This is a genomic window from Chromatiaceae bacterium (assembly GCA_016714645.1).
In the GTDB taxonomy this organism is placed as follows: Bacteria; Pseudomonadota; Gammaproteobacteria; order Chromatiales; family Chromatiaceae; genus M0108.
The window spans coordinates 476,457-502,853 of the sequence record JADKCI010000001.1 but is presented as its reverse complement, the minus strand read 5'-3'; the positions used below and the strand labels follow the sequence as shown (position 1 = coordinate 502,853).

Annotated in this window: 17 protein-coding genes and 1 pseudogene; 14 read left to right on the top strand and 4 right to left on the bottom strand. The window is 63.0% G+C overall.

Going from position 1 to position 26,397, the window contains the following annotated elements:
• Nucleotides 1–10: 10 nt before the first annotated feature.
• Nucleotides 11–724: a Crp/Fnr family transcriptional regulator gene (locus IPN92_02335; GenBank protein ID MBK8637155.1), complete on the bottom strand. Its 714-nt coding sequence runs from the start codon at nucleotides 722–724 to the stop codon at nucleotides 11–13.
• A 92-nt stretch (nucleotides 725–816) separates the two neighbouring features.
• Here IPN92_02335 and IPN92_02330 point away from each other — a divergent pair, with 92 nt between their 5' ends.
• From IPN92_02330 to nhaD, 6 genes are all read left to right on the top strand, one after another.
• Complete coding sequence (locus tag IPN92_02330; GenBank protein ID MBK8637154.1) at nucleotides 817–3,015, top strand: CHASE domain-containing protein; 2,199 nt, start codon at nucleotides 817–819, stop codon at nucleotides 3,013–3,015.
• A gap of 25 nt (nucleotides 3,016–3,040) precedes the next feature.
• Nucleotides 3,041–4,453 (top strand): sigma-54-dependent Fis family transcriptional regulator, encoded by a 1,413-nt coding sequence (locus IPN92_02325; GenBank protein MBK8637153.1) that lies wholly within the window; start codon nucleotides 3,041–3,043, stop codon nucleotides 4,451–4,453.
• Between the two features lie 302 nt (nucleotides 4,454–4,755).
• Complete coding sequence (locus IPN92_02320) at nucleotides 4,756–6,999, top strand: SLC26A/SulP transporter family protein (GenBank protein MBK8637152.1); 2,244 nt, start codon at nucleotides 4,756–4,758, stop codon at nucleotides 6,997–6,999.
• A 510-nt stretch (nucleotides 7,000–7,509) separates the two neighbouring features.
• Entirely contained in the window at nucleotides 7,510–8,169 is a 660-nt protein-coding gene (locus IPN92_02315) for a DUF47 family protein (GenBank protein MBK8637151.1), read from the top strand.
• 66 nt (nucleotides 8,170–8,235) lie between these two features.
• Complete coding sequence (locus IPN92_02310; protein ID MBK8637150.1) at nucleotides 8,236–9,735, top strand: anion permease; 1,500 nt, start codon at nucleotides 8,236–8,238, stop codon at nucleotides 9,733–9,735.
• A 150-nt stretch (nucleotides 9,736–9,885) separates the two neighbouring features.
• A complete protein-coding gene (gene nhaD, locus IPN92_02305; protein ID MBK8637149.1) occupies nucleotides 9,886–11,289 on the top strand; it encodes a sodium:proton antiporter NhaD in 1,404 nt (467 codons plus the stop codon).
• Between the two features lie 84 nt (nucleotides 11,290–11,373).
• Here the strand turns inward: nhaD and IPN92_02300 are convergent, their stop codons facing one another.
• Together IPN92_02300 and IPN92_02295 are read right to left on the bottom strand one after the other, a co-directional pair.
• Complete coding sequence (locus IPN92_02300; GenBank protein ID MBK8637148.1) at nucleotides 11,374–12,072, bottom strand: DUF47 family protein; 699 nt, start codon at nucleotides 12,070–12,072, stop codon at nucleotides 11,374–11,376.
• A 56-nt stretch (nucleotides 12,073–12,128) separates the two neighbouring features.
• Nucleotides 12,129–13,175 (bottom strand): inorganic phosphate transporter, encoded by a 1,047-nt coding sequence (locus IPN92_02295; GenBank protein ID MBK8637147.1) that lies wholly within the window; start codon nucleotides 13,173–13,175, stop codon nucleotides 12,129–12,131.
• Nucleotides 13,176–13,827: 652 nt separating this feature from the next.
• Here IPN92_02295 and IPN92_02290 point away from each other — a divergent pair.
• Nucleotides 13,828–14,085, top strand: coding sequence for a hypothetical protein (locus tag IPN92_02290; protein ID MBK8637146.1), 258 nt, complete (start codon nucleotides 13,828–13,830; stop codon nucleotides 14,083–14,085).
• A 135-nt stretch (nucleotides 14,086–14,220) separates the two neighbouring features.
• The gene (locus tag IPN92_02285; GenBank protein ID MBK8637145.1) at nucleotides 14,221–14,817 is read left to right on the top strand and encodes a transposase; all 597 of its coding nucleotides are present in this window, start codon (nucleotides 14,221–14,223) and stop codon (nucleotides 14,815–14,817) included.
• A gap of 95 nt (nucleotides 14,818–14,912) precedes the next feature.
• On the opposite strand, the gene IPN92_02280 is transcribed toward IPN92_02285, so the two are convergent.
• Nucleotides 14,913–15,818 (bottom strand): hypothetical protein, encoded by a 906-nt coding sequence (locus IPN92_02280; GenBank protein ID MBK8637144.1) that lies wholly within the window; start codon nucleotides 15,816–15,818, stop codon nucleotides 14,913–14,915.
• Nucleotides 15,819–16,042: 224 nt separating this feature from the next.
• Here IPN92_02280 and IPN92_02275 point away from each other — a divergent pair, with 224 nt between their 5' ends.
• The 6 genes and pseudogenes from IPN92_02275 (at nucleotide 16,043) to IPN92_02250 (ending at nucleotide 26,395) form a co-directional block, all read left to right on the top strand.
• A complete protein-coding gene (locus IPN92_02275; protein MBK8637143.1) occupies nucleotides 16,043–16,279 on the top strand; it encodes a helix-turn-helix domain-containing protein in 237 nt (78 codons plus the stop codon).
• A gap of 15 nt (nucleotides 16,280–16,294) precedes the next feature.
• Entirely contained in the window at nucleotides 16,295–16,768 is a 474-nt protein-coding gene (gene brxF / locus IPN92_02270) for a BREX-3 system P-loop-containing protein BrxF (protein ID MBK8637142.1), read from the top strand.
• A 17-nt stretch (nucleotides 16,769–16,785) separates the two neighbouring features.
• Nucleotides 16,786–20,523 carry an ATP-binding protein gene (locus IPN92_02265; protein MBK8637141.1) on the top strand — a complete coding sequence of 1,246 codons (3,738 nt, stop codon included), beginning with the start codon at nucleotides 16,786–16,788 and terminating at the stop codon, nucleotides 20,521–20,523.
• A 2-nt stretch (nucleotides 20,524–20,525) separates the two neighbouring features.
• Nucleotides 20,526–22,301, top strand: coding sequence for a putative DNA binding domain-containing protein (locus tag IPN92_02260; GenBank protein MBK8637140.1), 1,776 nt, complete (start codon nucleotides 20,526–20,528; stop codon nucleotides 22,299–22,301).
• A pseudogene (locus IPN92_02255) lies at nucleotides 22,298–25,127 on the top strand (DNA methylase). Before IPN92_02260 ends, IPN92_02255 begins: the two are co-directional and overlap by 4 nt.
• Nucleotides 25,124–26,395 carry an AAA family ATPase gene (locus IPN92_02250; protein MBK8637139.1) on the top strand — a complete coding sequence of 424 codons (1,272 nt, stop codon included), beginning with the start codon at nucleotides 25,124–25,126 and terminating at the stop codon, nucleotides 26,393–26,395. Before IPN92_02255 ends, IPN92_02250 begins: the two are co-directional and overlap by 4 nt.
• The last annotated feature ends 2 nt before the right edge of the window (nucleotides 26,396–26,397 follow it).

Genomic DNA, 26,397 nt, shown 5'->3' with positions numbered 1-26,397 from the left:
TAGCCGCGGGTTAGAGCTGCCCGCCCGACTCGCACGGCAAGGCCATCAGTTCCCGATAATCGCCCAGGCCGGCGAGTTGCTCCAAAATCTCCACCTTCAGGAGGCGAACGCGCATCCCCTGAACGGCGATGATACCGCGCTCACTCAGGTCCTTTTCAATGCGGGAGAAGGTCTCGGGCTTGATGGAGAGCCGCGAGGCGATGACCCCCTTGCGTGCATCCAGCTCGATGACCTGGCCCTCGGCAGGGCGCCGGGCAAGCAGGTAACTGGCGAAGCGGCTCGTGGCCGAATGCAGGGTGAGGTTGTCGATCTCCCGCACCAGGCCGCGCAAGCGCTGGCTCAGGGCGCCGAGCACGACCATGCAGGTATCGACGGACTCCCGCATCATGCGGGCGAAGTCCCTGGCATCCATGCCAATCAGCTCGGTCGGGCCCAAGGCCGCCGCGCAGACCGGATAGCGCGGGGCGTTCAGGAACATCAGGGCCTCGGCGAAGGTCTCCCCCGCCCCGGCGATTTCAATGACCTTCTCCGCCCCGTCCGGAGACAGGCGAAACAACCTGATCTGACCCGATAGGACCAGATAAAATCGCTCGGAGGGATCGCCCTGGCTGAAGAGCATCTGACCATCTTCCAGCCGCAGTCGCACGGCCCGCCGTGCCACCCGCTCCTGTTGTTCTTGGGACAGTTGGGAAAGCAGCAAGGCCCCGCGTAATTCCTCGATCATCATCGCACCCATTAACCAGCACCCAGGATTCAGCCGATGAATCGGCCGGATATGATAATTCACTCTCCGAAGTCTAACCCTGGAAGGCCTCCATGTCGCGGTTTCTAAAGCTCCATGGGCTGGCCATCCTGGTAGGCTTGGCCGGACTCCTCTTGTCACTGGGGGCCTTTTGGGTCATCCACACTGATCTGGAGGCGCGCCATCAACTGGAGTTCGAGTGGCTGGCCCACAACCGCAATCGCGTTCTGAAGAAGGGGATCGAGGAGCGACTGGATGCCGTGCGCTCCCTCCATGATCTCTTCCGGGTCTCCGAGCAGGTCGATGGCCGGGCCTTCGAACTCTTCGCCCGAGGGCTCTTCGACCGCTATCAGGGTATCCAGGCCCTGGCCTGGGTACCCCGACAAGCGGTCCCGGCCGGGATGACCCAGGAGCGGGATTTCACCCAGGAAGCGCCAGGACCGGGCAGCATGGCGCCTGGCGGCGGGGATCGGGCCGCCTCCCAGCCCAAGACCCAGCAGCCTGACCGCTTCCCCATCCAATATCTGGAATCGGAACGGGACAGCGGTCTCCTGGTGGGCCAGGATATGGGAGAAAATCCGGTCTTACGGGCCCTGATGGGGCGGGCCCTGGCCAGCGGCGACATGGTGGTCAGTGGCCGCATCCCCTTGATCAGGGGGGATAACCCTCAATACGGCTTCATGGCCTTCATGCCGGTCTTTCGCCCCCTGCCCCCCGGGGCCACGGATCGGGAGCGCCAGACCCAACTCCAGGGCTTCGTGGTCGGCGTCTTCCGCATCGCCGATATCGCCGATACCGCCATGGGCCTCCTGGAGCCCCGGGGGGTCGAATTCCTGGTGCAGGATGAATCCGCGCCGACCGGGGAGAAGCTGCTCGACTTCTACGCCAGCCGGCTCAACCGTGACCCCGCTCCCGCCAGCACCGCATGGCGGGGCTGGGACCTGGATCCCGCCCCGCGCGTCACCGAGACCTTTCCCGTGGCCGACCGGCGCTGGTCCATCACCTGTTCACCGACCCGCCAGTTCACCACCGAGCTCTTCCTGGAGGGCCCCTGGATCGTCCTGGTGAGTGGCCTGGCCCTGACCCTTGTCATGGTCCTCTTCATCCTGCACTTCCGCGCGGCCCTGCGCCTGCGGTTGCGCATCGAGGAGGAACTGAGGGCATCGGAACAGAAGTTGAGCATCCTGTTCCATCAGTCGCCCGACATCATCATGACGGTAAATCGGGACGGGGACCTGCTCATTCTGAACCGGCCCCTGCCCGCCCTCCCGGCGGGGGGGAAGGAACGGCGAGCGGAGGGCTTTCTTCCAATTCGAGCCCGGGAGCATTTCAATCAGGCCCTCGCTCGCGTGCTGACCATTGGCGAGCCCGAGGGCCTTGGTTACGCGGGGGATGACTCGACCTGGTGGGACCTGCGTCTGGTGCCCCTTCGCGAGGGAGCCAAGGTAACAGCCGCCATGGTAATCCTGACCGATGTCACCGAAAAACGGGTCCTGGAGGCCCACGCCATCCGCAATGCCCGCATGGCCTCCCTTGGCGTCCTGGCCGCCAGCGTGGCCCATGAGATCAACAATCCCAACAACGCCATCCACTTCAACGCTTCCATCCTGGCGCGCAGTTGGAAGGACATCCGCAAGGTGTTGGACCGCCATCGCCGGGAATACGGTGACTTCAGCCTCGGCGGCATGCCGGTGGCCAAGGCCCTGGAAGGCCTGCCGCGACTCCTGGAGGGTATCGTCAAGGGCTCCCAGCGGATCGAGAAGATCGTGGGCAACCTCAAGCACATGGCCCGTCCGGACGCCGGAGATCTGGACCATGCCGTGGATCTGGGCGAGATCCTGCCCACCGCCCTCTCCTTGCTCCAAAGCCAGATCCACAAACACACGGCGCATTGTCGCCTCCTGCTGCCCCCATCCCTGCCCCGGGTGCGCGGCAATGGCCAGCAACTGGAACAGGTCTTTATCAACCTGATCCTCAATGCCCTCCAATCCCTCCCTCATCGCGACGCCGGGGTCCAGATCACTGCTTCCCTGGAGCCCGAAGGCGAATTCGTGCGGGTGACGGTCGAGGATGAAGGCCAGGGTATGACCGAGGAGGTCCGGGAACGGGTGACGGAGCCCTTCTTCACCACCCGGGTGAAGACGGGCGGCACCGGGCTGGGGCTTTCCATTTGTGCCCGTATCGTTCAGCATCACTCCGGCCGGATGGAAATCGAATCCCAACCCGGCATTGGCACCAAGGTCAGCGTCTGGCTGCCGGTCGCAACGGCTTGAAAACAAGATCCAGGTGAGGTCAAGCATGGAGACCCGACAAAAATGGCCGGTCGTCCTGGTGGACGACGAGGAAGATATCCTCTTCGGGGCGGAATACCTGCTCAATACCCACGGCATCACCACCGTCACCACCCTGGGCGACGGCCGCGAACTCTTACCGCTCCTGGAGCGGCAAACAGCCGGGGTGATCGTCCTCGACCTCTTCATGCCTCACGTCACCGGCCAGGAGTTATTGCCGCGGCTAACGCGCGACTATCCCGAGATCCCCGTGGTAGTCATGACCGCCTCCCAGGAGGTGGAGACGGCGGTGTCATGCATGAAGGAAGGGGCCTTCGACTACCTGGTCAAGCCCGTGGAGGAGAGTCGCTTCGTCTCCAGCGTGCGCCGCGCCCTGGAGATCCGCCTGCTCCGCCAGGAAATCGGTTCCCTCAGATCCAGTCTCATGGGCGAGGGCATGACTCACCCGGAAGCCTTCGCCGCCATCATCAGCCGCAACCACAGGATGCAGCGGCTGTTTCGCTATGCCGAGGCCATTGCTGACTCCGGGGAACCGGTCCTGATCACGGGCGAGACGGGCACCGGCAAGGAACTCATCGCCGAGGCCATCCATCGCCTTAGCGGCCGAGGCGGCGAGTTGGTCTGCCTGAACGCCGCCGGTCTGGATGACAACCTCTTCTCCGATACCCTCTTTGGTCATGTGCGCGGCGCCTTCACCGGCGCCGAACGGGAACGGGAGGGCCTCATCGCCAAGGCGGCGGGTGGCACCCTCTTCCTGGACGAGATCGGCGATCTCAAGCCCGCCTCCCAGGTCAAACTGCTGCGCCTGCTGCAGGCTCAAAACTATTACCCCATTGGCTCGGACATGCCAAGAACCACCGATGCCCGCATCCTCGCCGCTACCAACCAGGCCCTGCATCGCCGCATGGATCGTGGCAAGTTTCGTCAGGACCTCTATTTTCGGCTCTCCAGCCATCCCATCGAACTGCCCCCGCTGCGCGAACGCCTGGACGACCTGCCGCTCCTGCTCCAGCACTTTATCAACGAGGCGGCCCAAGCCCTGGGACGCCCCGCGCCACGCATCCCCGGGGAGCTGCTCACCCTCCTCTCTCTTTATGATTTTCCCGGCAATATCCGCGAATTGCGAGCCCTGGTCTTTAATGCCATGGCTCAGCACCGGGTTGGGGGCGTCCTGGCTATGGACAGCTTCCAGCAGGTAGTGCGCCGGGATCGCGCCAGTGTCGAGCCTGTGCCCCCGAGCCTTGCCGAGGGGCCAGGCCTGGCCATCCCGGGCCGCTTTCCTTCCCTCAAGGAGGCCGATATTTTCCTGGTGGAGGAGGCCATGCGCCGCGCCAATCATAACCAGGGCCTTGCCGCCATGCTGCTCGGCATCAGTCGCCAGTCCCTCAACCGCCGTCTGCATCTCATGAACCGGGAATAAGCCTTTCGCATCACCCCGGGAGCCGAGAGGGGTGCAGCAAAAGCTGCACCCCGGCAGCTAGAAAGCTAACATAACCCTATTGTATTAATTGAGTTTTATGGGGCTGTCGCGAATGGCCGTCTCCTCAACGCGACACCCCTGGCACAGAGTAAAATCCATTGCCCTCCTCGCTTTCTTATTGATTTAAAATGAAATATGCTGATCTTGATCGTTAGGCACGAAAGATGCAGGTTGATACCTTCGACCACCGGCCCGAGCCTTCTTCCCTGGGGGAAGGGGGTAAGTTGCCATCACATCCAGCCATGCGAGGGTATAGCGTGATCGGAAACACCTTTAAAGGAAAAATCAAGACAGACCTGGGGGACTTCTGGGGTGGCCTCGCGGCCATGCTGGTGGTGCTCCCCTCTTCTATCGCCTTCGGTGTCACCATCTATGCCGCCATCGGACCGAGCTATGCGTCCCTGGGCGCCATGGCCGGCATCATCGGCGCCACCGTGCTTGGCCTTGTCGCCCCAACGCTGGGTGGCACCGATCGTCTCATCACCACCCCCTGCGCGCCAGCCGCCGCCGTGCTCTCCGCCTTCGCCATCACCCTGAACCAACAGGGGGTGCAGGCCGACGCCATCATCCTGCTGCTCATCCTCTTGGGCGTCATCACGGGTCTCGGCCAGATGATGCTCGGCTTCGTGGGCATCGGCCGCCTGATCAAATTCATTCCTTACCCAGTGGTCAGCGGCTATATGTCCGGCGTGGGACTCATCATCCTTGGCAGCCAGATCCCCAAATTACTCGGCGCGCCGGGCAGCCACTGGTGGGAAATACTGGCAGCACCCGCCCTCTGGGACTGGCGGGCCGTCGCCGTCGGTGGCGCCACCATCTTCTTTACCTTTGTCGGTCCCAAACTGACGAAGCTGATACCTGGCACCATCATCGGTATCCTGGCAGGTCTGGCGACCTACTTCAGTCTGGCGGCCATGGTGGACCCAAGCCTCTGGCAAACTGAGGGAAACCCTCTGGTGGTAGGCCCCATGAACGCCCAGCAGGATGGTATCATCGCCGCCGTCTCCGGACACTGGCGGGACATTGGCGATCTCCGCCTGGGTCAGGTGGCTGGTCTGTTTGGAATGGCCGCGACCCTGGCCGTGCTACTCTCCATCGACACTCTGAAAACCTGCGTCGTGGTTGATCAACTGACGCGCAGCCGCCACGACTCCAACCGTGAACTGGTCGCGCAGGGCGTCGCCAATATCTGCTCCTCGTCCGTCGGCGGCGTCCCTGGAGCGGGGGCCATGGGTCCCACCCTGGTCAACCTCAACAGCGGTGGCCGCACCCGGGTTTCGGGCATTCTGGAAGGTGTCTTCGCCCTGGTGGCCGCCCTGGCCCTCGGTTCCTTCCTGGCCTGGATCCCCGTGGCCGCCCTGGCGGGTGTCCTGATCGTCGTCGGCATTCGCATGATTGACCGCGAACCCCTGCACTTCATCCAATCGCGGGCGACGGTCTTCGACTTTGTGGTGGTCCTGGCCGTCGTCATGGTCGCCCTCACCGTTGGCCTGATCGCGGCCTCCGGGACGGGCGTCGGCTTGGCCATCCTCCTGTTCGTGCGCGAGCAGATCGGCGGTGCCGTCGTCCGCCGCAAGGTTTACGTCAACCAGGTGTCGTCCACCTTCAAGCGGGTGGAATCGGAAATGGACATCATCGAGAAAAAGGGTGACCAGGCCGTCATCTTCGAGCTCCAGGGCAGCCTCTTTTTTGGCACCTCTCAGCAACTCTATTCCCAACTCGAACCCGAGTTCGGCAAGCGCCACTACATGATCCTGGACCTCAGGCGGGTCCAGTCGATGGACGTCACCGCGGCCCACCTCCTGGTCATCGTGCGCGAGGGCCTGGCGGAGAAGGGTGCCCTGCTGATTCTCTCCGGCATCCCCGAAATGCTGGCTAATGGCCGCAACCTGCGGGAATTTCTTGAACAAACCGGCGTCATCATCCCGGACGAGGCGACGATGCGCGTCTTTCCGACCCTGGATAATGCCATCGAGTGGGTCGAGGACCGCCTCCTGGGCGAAAGGGATGCCCCCCTGGAGGTTTTGGAAGAGGAAGAGCCGCCCATCCAGTTACATGAGATGGAGATCTTTGGCAATAGAAAGGATGAAACCCTGCATGACCTGGAGGCGCGCCTGGAGGAGCGCGCCTACAAGGCCGGGGATATCATTTTCGGCACGGGTTCCGAGGGCGACGGCATTTACTGGATCCGGCGGGGCGCGGTGCGCCTCTTCGCCCCGGTCGGCGCCGGCCATACCCGCCACATCGCCACCTACGGGCGTGGCGACTTCTTCGGGGGCCTGTCCTTCCTCGACGACCGTCCACGCACCAACGAGGCCGTGGCGCTGACCGACACCATCCTCTATGCCCTGTCGCGCAAGAACTTCGACATCCTGGCCGAGGAGCATAAACGCTTAGGGTTTAACATGCTTCAGGGCCTGGCCCGCACCCTGGCCCTCCGCCTGCGCCAGGCCGAGAATGAGCTGACCATGCTGCAGGAATACTGAGCCAAGCTCCCAGGACCGGGGCTGGGCAACCCGATATCCAGGGTTGCTCGACATTTAAGAAGGGCTAACGATTAAGGGGTGCAGCGCAAGCTGCACCCCTTTTTTCGTTGTACCTTTCGTAATGCTATGTCTTCTTGTCATTTTATAGTAATCTTTCGAGCCAGGGTGCAGGCTTTGCTGCACCCTGACCCGGGATGCGCGGGGGCAGGGCTGAGGGAAACTGTTATGCCAGGGCGCGCCGTCCTAGAGGCGATGGGGCCTCAGAGGCCGTATGAGCTTCAGTATTACCGCCACTTGCCACCGCTCTGCCCCCGTTTCCGCCTGACCTTCCGCGGGAGCGATTCGAGTCTGGCTGGCTCCCAGGGGCATCCCCTGACTCCCATGGAAGGCGCCTTGCCCGTGAGACGGAAACCATCCGAACCACACGGCGGGTTCCGCTCTCCCTCCACCACCGGCCGGCCGTGCGCCACCGCCGAACTTCTCTAGCCCACCGCTATACAGGTAATAGCCATGAACCAGAATAAACTCGCCCTATTTGGCAAGACCAAGGCCATGGAGGCCATGATCGATAACTTCCTCGACAAGATTTCCGAGGGCGGGATGCGCTTCGAGCAGGGCATCGCCAGTTATGTGGACGGCGCGACCGCGGAACGCCTGACCGACCAGGCGGCCCAGTTGCGGGCGACGGAGGGCGATGGCCACCGGCTGCGGCTCGTCATCGAGACCGATCTTTATACCGAAATGCTGATCCCCGATTTTCGCGCCGACGTCCTGAGCCTTCTGGAGGATCTCAATTACCTTCTCGGGCTGGTCGAGGATATCTTCCTGGCCATTACCGTTGAGGAGCCGGTCATCGAAGACGCCTTTAAGGCGGACTTCAAGGTCCTGGCTAGCGCAGCGGTCAAGACCATGGAATCGGCGATCCTGGGTGCCCGGGCCTTCTTTCGCAACATCTCCGCGGTCCGCGATCACCTGGGCAAGGTGTCCTTCCACGAAGAGGAATGCGACCAGTGCGCCACCCGCCTCAAGCGCGACATCTTCGGCTCCGACCTGGGGCTCGACCGCAAGATGCACCTGCGTTACTTCGTGGACAAGATCGACAACCTGGCGGACGAGGCCGAGGACGTGGGCGACTGGCTCGCCATCTATTCCATCAAACGCGCCCTTTAAGGGGATTCTGGCTGCCGCCGAATACCGGCATTTGGCGGCCATCTTTGATGCTAGCGAGGGACACCGATGGATATCGCCATCTTGATCTTTCTTTCCAGTGGCCTCTTTTTAGGCTGGTCACTGGGCGCGAACGACGCCGCCAATGTCTTTGGCACAGCGGTCGGCAGCCGCATGATCCGCTTTACGACGGCGGCCATTATTTGCAGCGTCTTCATCATCCTCGGCGCCGTCTTCAGTGGTGCCGGCGCTGCTCATGGTCTGGGCGAATTGGGTAACCTCAACGCCCTGCCCGGAGCCTTCGTAGCCGCCTTCTGCGCGGCGCTCACCGTTTACTGGATGACCGTCGCCCGACTCCCGGTTTCCACCACCCATGCCGTCGTGGGCGCTATCATCGGCTGGAACTGGTTCAGTGGCTCCATCACCGACTTCTCGTCCCTGACGACCATCATGTCCACCTGGATCGCCAGCCCGGTATTGGCGGCCATTTTCAGCGCCTTGCTGTACAAGGTGATGGTATGGGTGCTTACCAAGGCGCGTCTGCACCTGCTGCGCCTGGACAGCTATACCCGTATCGGGCTCATCATCGCCGGCGCCTTCGGCTCCTACACCCTGGGTGCCAACAACATCGGCAACGTCATGGGCGTCTTTGTCAGTTCCTCGCCCTTCTCCGACTTCACCGTTGCCGGCATGACCTTCACCTCCGTGGATCAGCTCTTCCTAGTGGGCGCCGTCGCCATCGCCGTGGGCGTCTTCACCTACTCCAAGGGCGTGATGATGATGGTCGGAGACGGCCTCATGCCCCTGTCACCGGTGGCGGCCTGGGTCGTGGTCATTGCCCAGTCCATCGTCCTCTTCCTCTTTTCCTCCATCAGCCTGGAACACTTCCTTGCTGGCCAGGGTCTGCCCACCATTCCGCTGATTCCGGTCTCCAGTTCCCAGGCGGTGGTGGGGGCGGTCATTGGCATCGGGCTCCTGCACGGCGGCAAGGGCATCCGCTGGGGCGCCCTGGGCAGCATCGCCTCGGGCTGGGTCACCACCCCCATCATCTCCGCCGTCCTCTGTTTTGTCAGCCTCTTCATCCTGCAGAACGTCTTTAACCAGACCGTCTATCACGAGGTGCGCTATGAATTGAGCGCGCCCGTCATGGTCCACCTGGAACAGGAGGGTCTGCCGGTCGCCGAATTGGCGCCACTGAAGGACCGGGAGCTGATCGGCGGGCTGCGCTTCCGTGACCGGCTCCGCGAGGTTGCCCAACTCCCCCGGGATCAGGAGGAAAAGGTCATCGCGGCCGCGGAGATCCATACCATCCGCATCGACGCCGACAAATTCCCAAAGCTGGACCGCGCCTACCTTTCACCGGATCAGGTCAAGGCCCTGGAACAATTGACGGGCAAAGAGTTCCAGCACCGCTGGCAGCTCTACGATGCCCTGTCGAGTCTGACACCGGATTGGAAGAAATTGGAGAGCAACAAGGTCAACAGGCCCTGGAACAAGAATCTCTCCCAGCAACTGGGTTACATTTACGGCTACTTCGAGGTGTCGGAGGAAACTCCGCCAAAGCAATGAGCTAGCTGACCTGGACGAGAAAGGAGGGTCCCGGAGGGCGCGCATGCGTCCGCCGGGGCCCTTTCCACATCAGGGTGGCCCGATGGCCGCCGGTTCAAGATCCGGTGCCCCGCGTACCATCAAACCTCCCAACGCCGCCTGAGAGCCGATATGACGATCCATGCACCCACGCGCCTCATCCTGCCTGCCGCCGCGCTGCTCGCCCCTGGGCTTGCCTCCGCCGCGGAATCCTCCAACCACCTGGACCTGACCAACCATTGGGTCGGGTATGTCAGTATCTTGCTCTTCGTCGGGGCCTATCTCATGGTCATGGCGGAGGAATTCACTCACCTACGCAAGTCCAAGCCAGTCATCCTGGCCGCCGGCATCATTTGGGCGCTGATCGCCTATGTTTATGTCCAACACGGCATGCCCACGGCGGCCGAGGAAGCCGTACGCCACAACATCATGGAATATGGCGAACTCTTTCTCTTTCTGCTGGTAGCCATGACCTATGTGAACGTCATGGACGAGCGCAACGTCTTCGAGGCCCTGCGCTCCTGGCTGGTCGGGCGCGGACTGGGTTATCGTCAACTCTTTTGGCTGACCGGCATCCTCGCCTTCTTCATCTCCTCGGTGCTGGATAATCTGACCACGGCCCTGCTGATGTCGGCGGTGATTTTATCGGTGGGGGCCGACAGTCCCAAGTTCGTGGTCCTGGCCTTCATCAATCTGGTGGTGGCCGCCAATGCCGGTGGCGCCTTCTGCCCCTTCGGCGACATCACCACCCTGATGGTCTGGCAGAAGGGCCTCATCGACTTCTGGGGATTCTTCCAGCTCTTCATACCCTCCGTGGTCAACTTCGTCATTCCGGCGGCCATCATGCACTTCGCCGTGCCCGCCGAGGTACCCAGGCCCCGGGAAGACAAGGCTCGGATGCGGCGCGGGGCCAAGCGAGCGATGTTGCTGTTCTTCCTGACCATCGTCACGGCGGTGAGCTTCCACAACTTCCTGCACCTGCCGCCGGTCCTGGGCATGATGACCGGCCTGGCCTACCTCAAGCTCTTTGCCTACTACCTCAAGAAGACCGGCGAAAAGACCCAGTTCCGCGACGAAAATCTGGAAGACCCCTTGCCCTTTGACATCTACCGCAAACTGGCCCGGGCCGAGTGGGACACCCTCATGTTTTTCTATGGCGTGGTGCTGTGCGTGGGGGGGTTGGGCTTTATCGGCTATCTGGCCCTGGTGTCGCAATTCGTCTATGTCGATATGGGCCCCACCACGGCGAATGTCCTGATCGGCATCCTCTCCGCCTTCGTCGACAACATCCCGGTGATGTTCGCGGTGCTGAACATGGCCCCCGCCATGTCGGACGGCCAATGGCTCCTGGTAACCCTGACGGCGGGGGTGGGCGGCAGCATGCTCTCCATCGGCTCCGCCGCCGGTGTCGCTCTAATGGGTCAATCCAAGGGGATGTACACCTTCTTCAGCCACCTCAAGTGGACGCCGGCGATTGCCCTGGGCTATGCCGCCAGCATCTATGTCCACATGCTGATCAACGCCGACATTTTTTAGGTAAAAAAAACGGGGCCGGCATGGCCGGCCCCGCTCCTGCACCTCCCGACCGGCGGGTGGCCGGTCGAGAGCTACGGGCAGGGATCAGGCGATCTGCACAATGATGTCGTGCAGAATGCCTGCGGCGTGTTCCAGACGATCCGCCGAATTGGACAGGTGGCGGTAAATCTCGCGACGCTTCAGGACCGTCATGATGTGGATGAAGGCCTCGGCTTGCGCGCCCGGCGCCTCTTGCCTCAGGGCAGCGATGTGGTCATCGGCCCGGAACAGTTCCGACAGGGCGGTGCGGTAAACCTTCTCGGTATTACGCTCGGCCTTGCGCGCGGCGGCGGCGCACACCTCGCCATCCATGGGCTTGATCGAGAGCTTGGCATAGCCGTCTCTCAGGGAGTGGGTCCCATCCCGGAGCAGGCGGGCTATTTCCACCATATGCGCATCGGGCTGAACATCCAGGGCCTCCATCTCGCGAATCGTGGTCTTGGCGTAGTTCAGGATTTCGTCAATGGCCATGATGGCGCGATAAATATCCTCGCGGTCCATCGGCGTCGCGAAGGCGTGATTAAGAACCTCCATCTGCCGCGTCTTGAGCTCATCGCCCTCCTTTTCCATGGCACGGACCTGTTCGCCCTTGGCGACGTCGCCCGTCTCCATAAAGGCCAGGAATACATCCATGGCCCGGGCCACCAGGTCGCAATGCTCGACCATCATGCCGTAAAAGTCCGGCATGACCGGGAAGATACGGGCCGTTAGCTTGGTAACGATGGAATTGTTGCCACCACTCATGGGGTTAATCCTCTTTTGATCAGTATTGGATTCAGATGGTTCGATTGCAGGCCCGGCTAATCCAGGCCTGGGACCAGAAGATCGAGCACTAGGAAGGTCATGACCGACACGATGCCAGCGCCGGGGATGGTGATGAGCCAGGTGGTGACAATCTCCTGAGCCTTGGCCCAGCGCACCGCCTTGGGCCGCTCGGCGGACCCTATGCCCATCAGTGCGGAACTGACGACATGGGTAGTGGAGACCGGGGCACCAATGGCCGAGGCCGTCATGATGACGACCGCCGAAGTCAGCTGGCCATCGAAGGCATGGATGGGTCGCACCTTAAAGATGCCAAAGCCGACGGTGCGGACGATGCGCCAACCACCCGAGAGGATACCCAGGGTGATGGCGATGGCGCAGGACAGGATGACCCAGAAGGGGACCTTAAACTCATCGATGAAGCCACCGGTCAGCAGCACCAGGGTGATGATGCCCATGCTCTTCTGGGCGTCGTTGGCCCCGTGGGAGAAGGCCAGACCGGCGCAGGAAAAGAACTGAATTCGCTTGAAAAAGATATTGATCGAGGGCTTGGCCCGACTGGTAAGGCGGAAGACCAGGCGGTGGATCAGGTAGCCCAGCACAAAACCAATCACGGGCGAAATGACCAGGGCGAGCAGCACCTTGGTGACACCCGTGAACTTGCCATGCATGAAGAGTTCCGAGAAGCCCCAGACCACGTGATCCACGCCCACGCCTACCATGACGGCGCCGGCAAGGCCGCCCACCAGGGCATGGGATGAGGAGGAGGGGATGCCAAACCACCAGGTGATCAGGTTCCAGAAGATGGCGCCCGAAAGACCGCAGAGGATGATGGAAACCGAGAAGAGTTCGGCTACCCCATCCAGATTGACGAACTTGCCGATGGTGTTGGCCACCGCGGTTCCGCCGAGTAGAGGCCCGAGAAACTCGAAAAAGGCCACGATGATCACCGCTTGAACCGGCGTCAGGGCACGGGAGGCGATGGGTGTGGCGATGATGTTGGAGGCGTCGTGGAAGCCGTTCGTGTAGTCGAAGATGAGGACCACCGCAACGGCAACATAGACAAGGATGGAGAGTACTTCCATTGGTGGGGGGTCCCCCTGGCTGTCATTGTTGTCTGAGCGACGCAGTGTAGTAATTTTTCCGTAACATGGCAGCATTTTTTTCGTAAATGCCCGCAAATGGCCGCAATTGACGCGTAGAACCTGTGGCTCCGCCCTGCGGCGCCTGCCAGCAGATGGTCGATGGCGGGTTTTTTGGGCCCTAGACTCGGGGGGCATCCTGGCAAACCGGGCCCAATGGCACCCCTCGCCTGGCCATCGTCCGAGGACCGGAAAGCTGGGCACCAGAGGCCAGATACCTGTGAATCGGTGGGTGCAGCACTTGCTGCACTTCCCGCCAGCCAAAATATATCACATCCCAATGTTTTTACTACAATTTTCCTTCGATCCTCGAATCGGGTTGCAATCCCTTTTGCATACCCGGCAGACTTTCGACGCCTTGGTGATTTCGCCCATCTTACTGATTATTTAAGATATATTTGAAAGCCGCTAGTTGGCAAGAATGATGCATTTACTCCCATCAAGGACTGAACCGAACGAGCCGCCCTTCGCGGCAGATTCCCGCCTCGCCTAGGACCTCTAGGTAGCTCACGGGTTGTTCGTTTGACTCGGCCATATAAACCGCCATTGACCCGGTAGGGGCCTGGCGATATGCATTCTGATTAGGAGTAACCACATGAATACCAAAATCCTGACCACTCAGCGCCGCTTGCAAATCGCGATCCTGGGCTATGGCTTGCTGTTTCTGAGCCCCCAGTTGCACGGGGCCGGAACCTTGGTGTTACTGGCCGGCTTGGCCGTGTGCCTAGGCTTCATCCTGCTGGCACTGCATTCTTCGGTGCCAGGAAATGTCCGGCCCAGCCGCCAGGAACATCAGGAACGCCCCCGCCTGTTCACCCGGATGCGCCTGGTGACGCCCCTGCCGCAGGTTTAATTGCACCCGGGGAGGGGAAGTGGATGCCAGCCAATGGTGGTATCCGCTTCCGAAAGATCATCGGTTTACGAGCGCTTGGTTCCTAAGCCGGCGACATGAAGCGGGTGGCACCTGCTCGCAGGATGAACACACAAGTTGATGGCCACAATCCCCCGCACTCCCAACGCGCCTCATCTCGACGAGCAGTGTCGAGAGAATCTCAAACAATCCGCATCTAAATTGAAGGGCCACGAGCGGCGGGCATTTCAAGCGTCCATAACCTTGAAATACCTCCGGGGCAGCCCTGCCCAGGCGGAAAAGGTGTTCGGTTGGGGTCGCCAGGCGGTGGCGCTAGGACTCAACGAGCTACGCACGAACATCGTTTGTTACAGCGCGCGCCCGGCCTTTTCGGGCAATAAATTATGGGAAGAGAAACACCCGGAGGCGGCCGATGCCCTCTGGACTATAGCTCGGTCGTACGCTCAACAAGACCAGGCCGCGCGCGGGCGCAGGGCAAAATACCGCAGGATCACCGCGATAGAGGCCATCGAGGCCTTGCGTGACCGCGGATTCGCCGCGAACACGCTGCCTTCGATCACCACCATGACGGCCGTTCTGAACCGCAAGGGCTTGAGACAAGTCCGGGTAGGGGCGGAGACTCTTGGCCAAGCGGCTGAAGCCCAATACACCCCACGGGCATCTTGGCATTCGGATTACACCTCTCCCGCCCAAGCACCCGCTGGTTTTCCCTAGAAGAAGGCCCACTCATCCCCTTGCTCTTGGCCGGTGCCCTCCAGCTGGATGGCACCAACCATTGGGGTCTCTCACCCCAGTCCTTGCCAGGAGGGTCAGAACCGGCCGATCAGCGCCAGGCCCAGCATGGCCGCGGGGTCCTGATCTTCCTCATAGAGGCGGTCACCATCTTCATTCTCCACCCGCAGTTGGCCACCCAGCGCCGCTCCGGCATAGAGGCGCAGCTTGATGCTTTCCGTCAGATTGCGGCCGACATGGACATAGACCGGGATGTATTGATTTTCCCCGACGCCATCGGGAAAGGGCCCGTCCTCGGCCAGACGCTGACGGTAGGATCGATAGGTGGCCCCCAGACCCGCCTCCCAATCGCCATCCAGCCGATACGCCAGTTCCAGACCCGCCGGGCCCGCCGGACCGGCGGCAAAAGGATTGGTGAGGCGCAGGCGATCCGTAATGTTCCAGTTCACGATCAGGAAGGGGAAAACCTTGGTTTCCTCAATGCGCGCGAAGGCCGCCACGCCCAGGCCGAGGGTGAGATCCGGCCCAAACTTGCGCGCCAGGGAGGCCGTGGCCCCATATTCCAGGGCCTTGGAAAAATCGGCGTCGGACTCGCCGGAATACATGAGGGTAGGCGTCAGACCCAGGAGCCAGCCATCCTCGGTGGCATAGCTATAGGGCAGGGATACCCCCAGGCGATAGAGATTGCTCCAGGGCGTCAGGCCACCAAAACCCTGGGGTTCATCAAAACGCCAGTCCTCGTAGTCGAAGGACAGACGCATACCCAGGGAAGACCCACCCCCCAGCTTCCAGGACCCGCCGAGAGAGGTGAATACCCCCGCAAAGCCAGCCGTACCGCCGTCCTCGAGGCCGCTATCGAAGTGATACAGAGAGGCAACCGAATAGCTGAAATTGGGCGAAGCCGGTGGGCCGGCGGTGGCAAGGCCACCCGCCAACATGAGGCTAAGAAGGGCATTCCCGCGAGCAAGGACAGTGGATGGCATCATGATAAAGGTCTCGGGTTGAAGGTGCTTAAGAGTTTGTCGCTTAGTTTATCCGGGGGGTCGTCGCCCGTATAGGCCGCCGACAAGGCGCCGAATCCTTGATTTAGCAATCTTTTACACTCTAACCGCCACCAAGACTGCCCCCGCATGAGCACGAGAGGCGCTGTCAGTGTTGAAAATTCCGTACTATCCTGTCGCGGAATACACAGCTTTGGCATCCCTTTATGTCCACACCCCCCAGCGAAGGCGAGATCCTCACCCACCAGGCAGAAGTGCTGGAGTATCCGCGGGTGACCGACCTCACCCGCTATCGCCTTGCCAGCGCCAAGAAGATTCCCGCCTTCAAGGTCGGCGGCACCTGGCGCTTCTCGCGCGCCGACCTCGACGCCTGGATCAGGCGCCAGAGCGCAGAAGGCCAGGGCGGCAACGGCCCCACCAGTACCCTAGACAGGCGCGGCTAGGGAGCCCCCGGAGCGATGCTCGCGCGCCTGGAACGGCTGATCGCCGAGGTTGCTCCCCTGCACAGCAAGCTGGTACTGCTGGTCGGGCCCCCGGATTGCGGGAAGACCGCCCTGCTCCGGGCGCTCGCCGACCGATCCCAGGCACCCATCCTCAACCTGGGCGCGGCGCTTGGCCGACGGCTCGCCACAATCGCTCCGAAGCAACGCCAGCTCCAGGCGGGCAGCCTCATACGGGAGATTGCGGACCGGCATGTCCACGGCGACCGCCTGCTCGTGGACAACATCGAGCTGCTGTTCGACGCCACGCTCCAACTCAACCCCCTCGACCTGCTCAAGCGCCAAGCCCATGCCCGGCCGGTGGTCGCGGTCTGGCCGGGTGAACTGCGGAGCGGCGGGACCAAGCCGCGGCTGACCTACGCCGAGATGGGGCATCCAGAGTACCGGGACTACGCCGCCGACGGTGTAGTCCCCTTTGATATTCAGCACTAGAGGACGGCGAGGAACGCATGCGCTACCGGGATCTCATCCAGTTCGAGCCGATCGAATCGGTCATCCAATTGCTCGACGCCAACCGCCCGGACGAGGCGAAGAAACTGGTCTCGACCTACGTCATCTCCGACGACATGGCCGAGCGCATCGCCAAGGTGATGATCCCGCAGCTCTCGTTCGACCCCGCCATCGACCACAAGGGCGTGCTCGTCGTCGGCAACTACGGTACCGGCAAGTCGCACCTCATGTCGGTCCTCTCTCTGGTGGCGGAGGATGCCGCCTACTTGTCCGTGCTCCGCCACCCGTTGGTCGCTGCCGCGGCGGACAGCATCGCGGGCAAGTTCAAGGTTCACCGCATCGAAATATCCAGCGAGATGTCACTGCGGGACATCGTGACCCGCGAGCTGGCGGTCCTCCTCGACAAGCTCGGTGTGGACTACCGCTTTCCGCCCGCCGACCAGGTGGTCAACAACAAGGCCGCCTTCGAGGAGATGATGGCCGCGTTTGCGGAGGTCTACCCCGACCAGGGCATCCTGCTCGTCGTTGACGAGTTCCTGGAGTTCCTGCGCTCGCGCAAAGACCATGCCCTGGTGCTCGACCTGTCCTTCCTGCGCGAGATCGGCGAGGTCTGCAAGCACCTGCGCTTCCGGTTTGTCGCGGGCGTCCAGGAGGCGGTCTTCGACAGCAGCCGCTTCGAGCATGTCGCCGACAGCCTGCGGCGGGTCAAGGACCGCTTCACCCAGGTACTGCTCGCCCGAGCGGACGTGAGCTTCGTCGTGGCCGAGCGGCTGCTGAAGAAGTCCGCGGACCAGCACGACAAGATCCGTTCCTACCTAACCCCCTTCGCCAGGTTCTACGGCAGCATGAACGAGCGGATGGACGAGTACGTCCGCCTGTTCCCCGTGCACCCGGACTACATCGGCACCTTCGAGCGCCTGATCTTCACCGAGAAGCGCGGCGCCCTGGTCACCATCCGGGACCAGATCCAGGCCATCCTGGACCAGGAGGTGCCCACGGACAGGCCCGGCCTGGTCGCCTACGACAGCTTCTGGGAGCCCGTCACCTCCAACTCCGTGCTGCGTGCGGACACCGCCATAGGTCCGGTGATCAAGGTCTCCGACGTGCTGACCGGACGTGTCAAGCAAGCCTTCACCCGACCGGCCTACAAGCCGATGGCCCTGCGCCTGATCGCGGCCCTGTCGGTGCACCGACTGACCACCGGGGGCGACATCTACGTGCCCCTGGGGCCCACGGCCGAGGAACTGCGCGACACCCTGTGCCTGTTCCACCCAGGCGTCGAGGACCTCGGCGGCGAGCCGGCCGCCGATCTGCTCTCCCTCGTTCAGACCGTACTGCGCGAGATCCTCAAGACCGTCAACGGGCAGTTCATCTCCAAGGCCCCGGGCACCGATCAGTATTACCTGGACCTCAAGAAGGACATCGACTACGACGCCCAGATCGAGAAGCGCGTCGATGCCCTCTCAGACGACGCCCTTGACCGCGCCTACTTCAGCGCCGTCCGCCAGCTCATGGAGCGTACCGACGAGACCACCTACGTCTCCGGATTCCAGATCTGGCAGTACCAGATCGAGTGGCAGGAGCGCCGGGTCGAGCGCGGGGGCTATCTCTTCTTCGGCGCCCCCAACGACCGCCCCACGGCCCAGCCGCCGCGGGACTTTTACGTCTACTTCATCCAACCCTTCGACCCGCCGCGCTTTCGCGACGAGCACCTGAGCGACGAGGTGTTCTTCCGCCTCAAGGGGCTCGACGCCGACATCAAGCGGCACATCGGCTGGTACGCCGCCGCCCTGGACCTGGCCTCCACTGCCGGCGGCAACGCCAAGACCGTGTATCTCTCCAAGGCGCAAGACGCCCTGCGGGCCATGAGCAAGTGGTTGCAGGAGAAGCAGATGACCGCCCTGGAGGTCACCCACGGGGGCAAGACCAAGCCCCTACAGGATTGGGTGCGCGGCATCTCCATGCGCGACAAGGCCCACCTGGGTGCAGACGAACGCATCAACTTTCGCGATGTGGTCAACGTGGTCGCCGGCGTCGCGCTGGGGCAGCACTTCGCAGACATCGCCCCCGAGTACCCGGCCTTCTCGGTGCTGGTGACACAAACCAACCGCAAGCAGCTCGTCGGTAGCGCGCTGCGCTGCCTGGCCGGCGGTCCGCGTACCAAAGACGCCGCCGCGATCCTCGATGCCCTGGACATGCTCGACGGCGACCGGATCGACTTAGGCGCTTCCAGCTATGCCCAAGAGATGCTGAGCCGCCTCAAGGCCAAGGGTCATGGGCAGGTGCTCAATCGCGGCGAACTGCTCGAAGGCAGCCTGGACACCGAGCACTTCTCTCCGGCCCGGTTCCGCCTGGAGCCCGACCTGTTGCTGGTCGTCCTCGGCGGTCTGGTCTACTCCGGCGACATCGTGCTCGCCATCACCGGCGACAAGATCGACTCCGGCAAGCTTTCCCAGCTTGCCGACCGTTCTCAGGAGGAACTCAAGAGCTTCAAACACATTGAGGCACCGAAGGAAATCAACGTCGCCGTGCTGCGGGCCCTGTTTGAGCTGCTGGGGCTGTCCCCGGGCCTGGCCCAACTGGCGACCCAGGGTTCAGAGGAGCCCGTCAAGCAGTTGCAGCAGGCCGTCACCGCCCTGGTGCACCGGACACTGGCCGCTGGCACCGACATGCAGGGCCGCCTGGCCTTCTGGGGTCAGCCCCTGCTGCGCGACGACGAGCTGCAAGACTGGCATCAACGGCTAGCCGCCCTCAAGTCCTTCATCGAGGCCCTGTCCCCATACAACGCAGTCGGGAAACTCAAGAACCTGCGCATGGGCGCCGACGACATCGAGGCCCAGAAACAGAACCTCGCGGTCCTCGATGCGGTCGAAGCCCTGCTGGCCCTTTTCGCCGACTTGGGTCCCGCGGCCGCCTACCTGTCCCAGGCCGAGATCCTGCTCCCGAACGACCACCCCTGGGTCGCCCAGGCCCAGACCGGCCGGACCGAGACCCTGGCCAAGCTCGCCACGGCGAAGACCGGGGCCAGCCACGCGCAAGTCACCGCGGACTGCCGCCAAACCCAGGCGCGGCTGAAGAAGGACTACATCACCGCCTACATCGCAAGCCACAGCAAGGCGCGGCTGGGTGTCACCGAAGACAAGACCAAGACCGCCCTGCGCAAGGACCCCCGCCTCGTGGCCCTGCGCGCCCTGGCCGGTATCTCCATGATGCACCCCAGCGACATCACCGCCTTCGAGGATCGCCTCGCCAGCCTCAAGAGCTGTTACCAACTCACGGACACCGAACTGGCCGCAAGCCCCGTCTGCCCACACTGCTCTTTCAAGCCGGCGAACGAGACCCTGGCCTTCGGCGTCGCCAGCAACGCCCTCACCCAGCTCGACGAGGACCTGGACCGCCTGCTGGCGACCTGGCAACAGGGCCTGCTGGACTGCCTGGACGACCCCATCGTCCAGGCCGACTTCAGCCTGCTCAAACCCGCCGACCGGCAACGGGTCGAGGCATTCGTGGCCGCCCGGGTCCTGGCCCTGCCGATCTCGCCCGGCTTCGTGGCCGCGGTCCAGGAGGCCCTCTCCGGGCTGGAGCGAATCAACGTCACCAGCGGCGACATCAAGCAAGCGCTGCTCTCCGGCGGCTCGCCGGCCACCCCAGACGAGCTGCGCAAGCGCTTCGAGACCTTCATCAACGACCGCTGCAAGGGCAAGGACGCCGGCAAGTTGCGGTTTATGGTGGAGTGAGCATGACCCGGGACGCCCTGCTGGCCAGGCTTCAAGGCTTTGAGTGGAACGACTTCGAGTGCAAGAGGGCGCTACGGGGCGTGCCTGACGATGCCTACAAGACAGTCGCTGCCTTTGCCAATACCGCCGGTGGCTGGCTGGTATTTGGCGTCAGTGAGCATAACGGCCGGCTTGAAGTCACCGGTGTAGACGAACCCGACCGAGTGCAGAACGATTTCCTCAGCACCCTGCGCAGCGGCCAGAAGCTCAACCAGATCATCCGTGTCGAGGAGCAGCGCTATAGCATCGACGGCAAGACCGTGTTTGCATTTCATGTCCCCGAGAGCGCCCGCTTCGACAAGCCCATCTATTTGAAGGGCGATCCGCGCCAGACCTATATCCGCCGGGGCGCCGGCGACGAACAATGTACAGCGCGCGAGTTGGGGCGCTTTCTGCGCGACAACGACACGCAATCGTTCGACGCTGAAGTGCTCCCGGATCTGGACGTGCAACGCTGCTTCGACGAGGAGACCGTCCGCTGGTACAAGGCCCAGTTTCTGCTGCGCAATCCCGATCAGTCCGACATTGCCGATCCGGTGGCCTTCCTGCACCACTGGAACTACGTCACCGAACAACAAGGGCAGTTGCTCCCCAGTCGCGCGGGAGTCTTGCTATTTGGCAAGCGCCAGTACGTCGAGCAGATACTGCCGCGCCCCGTACTGGACTACCAGCGCATCGACACCGCGTTCGACAACTGGTCTGCTGACCAACGCTGGCACGACCGCTATGTTTTTGAAGAGAATATCTTCTCCACCTGGCGCGGGCTGGTTGCCCGCTATATGCGCATTGCCGAGCATCCGTTCTCGATCGATCCCGCGACCCTGCGCCGCAACGATGATCCGCCCGATTACGTCGCCTTCCGCGAGGCGGCCATCAACCTGCTGGTGCATCAAGACTATGGCGACCCTGGCCGCAAGGCAGCGATCAAGCTGTTCACCGACCGCACCGTCTTTTGGAACCCCGGCGATGCCTTCCCCTCCGCCGCGGCATTGTTGGAGCCCACCGAAAAGGATGTGCGTAACCCCGGCCTGATCAAAGCCTTCCGGCGTATCGGCCTGTCCGATCAGGCCGGCACCGGCATCCGCGCCATCTTCCGCAACTGGCACGAGTTGGGCCGCGTGCCACCGCAGATTCGCAACGACAAGGCATCGAAAGAATTCGAGCTGGTGCTGGTCAACAAGCCCTTGCTGACCGCCGCCATGCAGCGGTTTCGCCAGACCCTCGGCGCCGACCTGACACCCGAGCAGGCCGATGTCCTCGCGCTGGGGCTGGAACAGCCCGAAGGCGAGCGACTGAGCCTGACTGACATTCGTGGCTTGGGTATCAGCACCACCCAGCAGGCCAAGGCGGTAGCCGACTACCTGGTGCGTCAGAAACTGTTGGAACCGGTCGGCGAGACCCAATTTCAGGTGCCGGATGCGCTACGCAAGCAGTTTGCCGACGCGGCTTCAACCACCACTGAACAAGTTACCGGGGAAGTCACCGGGGAAGTCACCGGGGAAGTCTGGCGCCTGCTGGCGGTCATGGCCGGTGAAATGAAGCGCACGGAGATTCAGGACGCCCTTGGGCTCAAGCACGAGGATCACTTCCGTGATGCCTACCTGCTACCCGCGCTGTCCGCAAACGTGATCCAAATGACCCAGCCGGACAAACCCCGCAGCAGCAAGCAGCGCTACCGCCTGACCGAACGCGGGGCCGCCTTGCTGGCCGGTCGGCAACACCAGGATAAGACCCCATGAACGACCTGTTTGACGGCCAGGATGCCCCGGCCAGCGGCCCCGTCGAATGCCTGGGCCAGACCTTCCCGAGCGACGCGGCGCGGCGGGAGCACTTCCTGGGGCTGTTGTGGGAGAAGCTACGGGACCCGGAGTTTCGCAAGGTCGAAGGCTTTCCCATCGGCCGCGACGAGGACATCCTGGCCATGTCCGACCCGCCCTACTACACCGCCTGCCCGAATCCCTTCCTCGCCGAATTCGTCCAGCACTACGGCAAGCCCTATGACCCCGCGGTGCCCTACCGGCGCGAGCCCCAGACCCTCGACGTCTCGGTCGGCAAGACCGACCCGCTTTACAAGGCCCACTCCTACCACACCAAGGTTCCCCACCTGGCCATAGTCCCGGCCATCCTGCACTACACCGAGCCCGGCGACCTGGTGCTCGACGGTTTCGCGGGATCGGGGATGACCGGGGTCGCGGCCCAGTGGTGTGGCGCCGCCCCCCCGGCCTACCGCGCCGAGATCGAGGCGGAATGGCGCCGTAGGAGCCCGCTTGCGGGCGACGGGGGGTCTGGCGCGTCGCCCGCAAGCGGGCTCCCACGCTGGGGCGCCCGCCGCGTCATCCTGAACGACCTGTCGCCGGCGGCGACCTTCATCGCCGCCAACTACAACCTACCCTTCGACGTGGCGGCCTTCGCCGCGGCGGGCCGGCAACTGCTCCAGGATGTGGAGCGGGAACTGGGCTGGATGTACGAGACCCTGCACACCGACGGCAAGACCAAGGGGCTGATCGAGTACACCGTCTGGAGCGAGGTCTTCGCGTGCCCGGAGTGCGCCGGTGAGATCGATTTCGTCGCCGAGGCGTTGGACCTGGTGACCAAGCGGGTGCGGGAGACCTTCCCCTGCCCCCACTGCGGGGCGGCCATGAACAAGGATCGCCTGGAGCGCGTGCTTGAATCGCGCCTCGATCCGGCCACTGGCGAGCCCTGGCGGCGCGTGAAGCTCCGGCCGGCGCTCATCTCCTATGTCGCACAAGGTCGGCGGTGGGAAAAGAAGCCGGACGCCAATGACCTGGAGCTATTGGACAGGATCGCCGCCTTACCAATCCCGCCGGCGATGCCGACGGCGCGGTTCCCCATCGAAGACATGTACCACGGCTCGCGTATCGCCCCGAAGGGATTTACCCATATTCACCATTTCTTCTTGCCCCGCGCCGCGCAGGCGCTAGGTATGCTTTTGGCAAAAGGCCAATGACCATGCCGACCCGCGCACGAGAGGAATGCTACAGTTTTTCGCAGAGCAGGCGGTGTGGGGGATGTCAGTCCTCGCCCGGTACGCGCCGACTCATTTCTCGCAGGTTAATCAGTATCTGAACGGGGTCTATTACGTCGCCTCACAGCATTCCGAGTGCAGTCCTTGGTACATCTTGGACGGCAAGCTCGCCAGGCTCACCAAGGCCTTTCGCGCCTACAACACCACCCCCGGGACAGCTTTCGTCAGCACCGGCACCGCCGCCCGATTGCCGGTATCCAACGACACTGTCGACTACATCTTCACCGATCCCCCCTTCGGCGAGAACATCTATTACGCCGACCTGAACTTCCTGGTCGAGTCCTGGCATCGGGTCTTCACCGACGCCAAGCCCGAGGCCATCATAGACCGCTTCAAGCACAAGGCCCTGCCGGAATACCAGCACCTGATGCAGCGCTGCTTCGCCGAGTATCACCGGGTCCTCAAGCCCGGCCGCTGGATGACGGTGGTCTTCTCCAACAGCAAGGCGTCGGTCTGGAACGCCATCCAGGTGGCGCTACAGCAGGCGGGCTTCGTGGTGGCGGAGGTCACGGCCCTGGACAAGCTGCAGGGCAGCTACCGCCAGGTCACCTCGACCACGGCGGTCAAGCAGGACCTGGTGATCTCGGCCTACAAACCCAATGGCGGCCTGGAAGCGCGCCTCCAGCGCCGTGGACCGACGCCGGAATCGGCCTGGGATTTCGTCGATACCCACCTCAAGCAGCTCACGGCGGTCAAGGTGACGAGCGGGGATGGGGCCCAGTTGGTTAAGGTGCTGGAGCGCGACCCGCGGCGCATCTACGACCGCCTGGCGGCCTGGTTCATCCGCCACGATGCCCTGGTGCCCCTCTCCACGCCGGAGTTTCTGGCGGAGTTGGCGATGCGTTACGCCAGCGAGGACGGCATGGTCTTCCTGCCGGAACAGCTCGGCGCCTACCAGGCCGCCCGCGCCCGCATCCCGCGCGTGGCCCAGATGGAGCTGTTCGTCTCCGACGAACGCTCGGCCATCGACTGGCTGGCGGAGTTCCTCAAGCGCCGGCCATCCACCTACCCGGAGGTCCACCCCGAGTTCATCCGCCAGCTCGGGGCCGGCTGGCGCAAGCACGAGGCCAAGCCGGAGCTTGCCGCCCTGCTGGAAGAGAACTTCCTGCAATACGATCCGAACGGCCGGGACGGCGAGCAGGTACCCCCCCAGATCCATGCCTATCTCTCCACCAACTGGGCCGACCTGCGCAATCTCGAAAAGACCGACCCGCGCCTCAAGGCCAAGGCCGCGGACCGCTGGTTTGTGCCGGACCCGAACAAGGCCCGGGACCTGGAGCGCATCCGCGAGCGGGCCCTGCTCAAGGAGTTCGACACCTACCGTGCCTTCACTGGCCGCCGGCTGAAAGAGTTCCGCCTGGAAGTCATGCGCGCCGGCTTCAAGCAGGCCTGGTCCAACAAGGACTACCAGACCATCATCGCCCTGGCCGGCAAGGTGCCCGAGGAGGCCCTGCAAGAAGACGAGAAGCTGCTGATGTGGTACGACCAGGCGCTGACCCGGATGGAGTCGGGGACATGATTGTCGGTCTGACACTGCGCAACTTTATGGGCGTGCAATCGCTGTCGGACAGGTTCCAGGGCCTTCGGTCTCTCGACCCCATTCGCAGGGTACCTCCTCTTAGGCTCGGTCGCTTTCAAGTCTTGGTAGGCCCGAACGGCGTCGGCAAGACGACGGTGCTGGATTCCATCGACTTCGTTCGCGACTGTTTGGCGCATGGGCCTGTGGCGGCCGTGGAGTCGCGCGGCATCGCGGACTTCAAAGATCTGACCTGGCTGCGCAAAGGCGGGTCGGTAGAGATCGAGCTGTGGCTGGACCTGTCTGCGGATCTGCCAGCGCTGTCGGAAAGCCTGTTGCAGTATCGTCTCGTCGTGCGCCAAGACGCCAAGCTCGGCGTTTGCGTAGAGGACGAGGCCCTGCGCCAATACTCCCGGGCTTGGCTGCCCAAGAGCGGGGAGCTGATCTTCAGTGCGAAGACTAAACCAAAGCGGTTGCTGGGAAAGACATCCAAAGGGACGGATTTCTATTCGCGAGAGAAGGGAAGCTATCAGGACTCTTTCAACTTCGGGCTCGACAAGCTGACCCTGGCCCTGACCCCACCGGACGAGGATCGCTACCCAACGGCGAATGCGGTTCGCCGCTTCCTGATGCAAGGGGTGCGCTACATCCAGCTCAACAGTCGCGCCATGCGCTTGCCGTGCCCGGCGACACGCGGCACCGACCTGGATCTGGACGGGACCAACATGGCCCGGGTGGTGGGCCGGTTGCTGGGCCGCAACGGCGAACCGGGGACCCAATGGGCCGAGCCCAACACGGCGGTCGCCCGGTGGGTGGACCATCTGCGCTTCGCCCTGCCGGACCTGGTCAATATCGGCTGGGACAGGCGTCAGGCGGACAACGCCGAGTACCTGGTGCTGCGCTACGAGAACGGGCTGGAGGCCCCGAGTTGGGTCTTGAGCGATGGCACCCTCCGCATGCTCGCCCTGACCCTGCCTGCCTTTCTACCCGCCGAGTCCGCCATCTACATGGTCGAGGAACCGGAAAACGGGGTCCATCCCAAGGCCCTGGAGATCATCCTGCGGTCACTCTCCGCCATTCCCGGCGGACAAATGCTGCTAGCAACCCACTCGCCCTTCGTGGTGCAGCAGTGCGGCATCGAGTCACTCCTTTGCTTCTCCCGGGACGAGCAGGGGACACACATCACCCCCGGCCCGAGGCATCCGGCGCTGAAGGCCTGGGACGGCATGCCGGACTTAGGCATCGTGTTTGCGGCCGGGCTCCTGGAATGACG

What these genes read in the sequence shown, in the direction of transcription:
- IPN92_02290 (MBK8637146.1), top strand. Translation starts at nt 13,828, where the DNA reads ATGAATACCAAAATCCTGACCACTCAGCGCCGCTTGCAAATCGCGATC.
- IPN92_02310 (MBK8637150.1), top strand. Translation starts at nt 8,236, where the DNA reads ATGGATATCGCCATCTTGATCTTTCTTTCCAGTGGCCTCTTTTTAGGC.
- IPN92_02250 (MBK8637139.1), top strand. Translation starts at nt 25,124, where the DNA reads ATGATTGTCGGTCTGACACTGCGCAACTTTATGGGCGTGCAATCGCTG.
- brxF (MBK8637142.1), top strand. Translation starts at nt 16,295, where the DNA reads ATGCTCGCGCGCCTGGAACGGCTGATCGCCGAGGTTGCTCCCCTGCAC.
- IPN92_02315 (MBK8637151.1), top strand. Translation starts at nt 7,510, where the DNA reads ATGAACCAGAATAAACTCGCCCTATTTGGCAAGACCAAGGCCATGGAG.
- IPN92_02295 (MBK8637147.1), bottom strand. Translation starts at nt 13,175, where the DNA reads ATGGAAGTACTCTCCATCCTTGTCTATGTTGCCGTTGCGGTGGTCCTC.
- IPN92_02335 (MBK8637155.1), bottom strand. Translation starts at nt 724, where the DNA reads ATGATCGAGGAATTACGCGGGGCCTTGCTGCTTTCCCAACTGTCCCAA.
- IPN92_02325 (MBK8637153.1), top strand. Translation starts at nt 3,041, where the DNA reads ATGGAGACCCGACAAAAATGGCCGGTCGTCCTGGTGGACGACGAGGAA.
- IPN92_02280 (MBK8637144.1), bottom strand. Translation starts at nt 15,818, where the DNA reads ATGCCATCCACTGTCCTTGCTCGCGGGAATGCCCTTCTTAGCCTCATG.
- IPN92_02330 (MBK8637154.1), top strand. Translation starts at nt 817, where the DNA reads ATGTCGCGGTTTCTAAAGCTCCATGGGCTGGCCATCCTGGTAGGCTTG.
- IPN92_02300 (MBK8637148.1), bottom strand. Translation starts at nt 12,072, where the DNA reads ATGAGTGGTGGCAACAATTCCATCGTTACCAAGCTAACGGCCCGTATC.
- IPN92_02275 (MBK8637143.1), top strand. Translation starts at nt 16,043, where the DNA reads ATGTCCACACCCCCCAGCGAAGGCGAGATCCTCACCCACCAGGCAGAA.
- IPN92_02265 (MBK8637141.1), top strand. Translation starts at nt 16,786, where the DNA reads ATGCGCTACCGGGATCTCATCCAGTTCGAGCCGATCGAATCGGTCATC.
- nhaD (MBK8637149.1), top strand. Translation starts at nt 9,886, where the DNA reads ATGACGATCCATGCACCCACGCGCCTCATCCTGCCTGCCGCCGCGCTG.
- IPN92_02260 (MBK8637140.1), top strand. Translation starts at nt 20,526, where the DNA reads ATGACCCGGGACGCCCTGCTGGCCAGGCTTCAAGGCTTTGAGTGGAAC.
- IPN92_02320 (MBK8637152.1), top strand. Translation starts at nt 4,756, where the DNA reads ATGCGAGGGTATAGCGTGATCGGAAACACCTTTAAAGGAAAAATCAAG.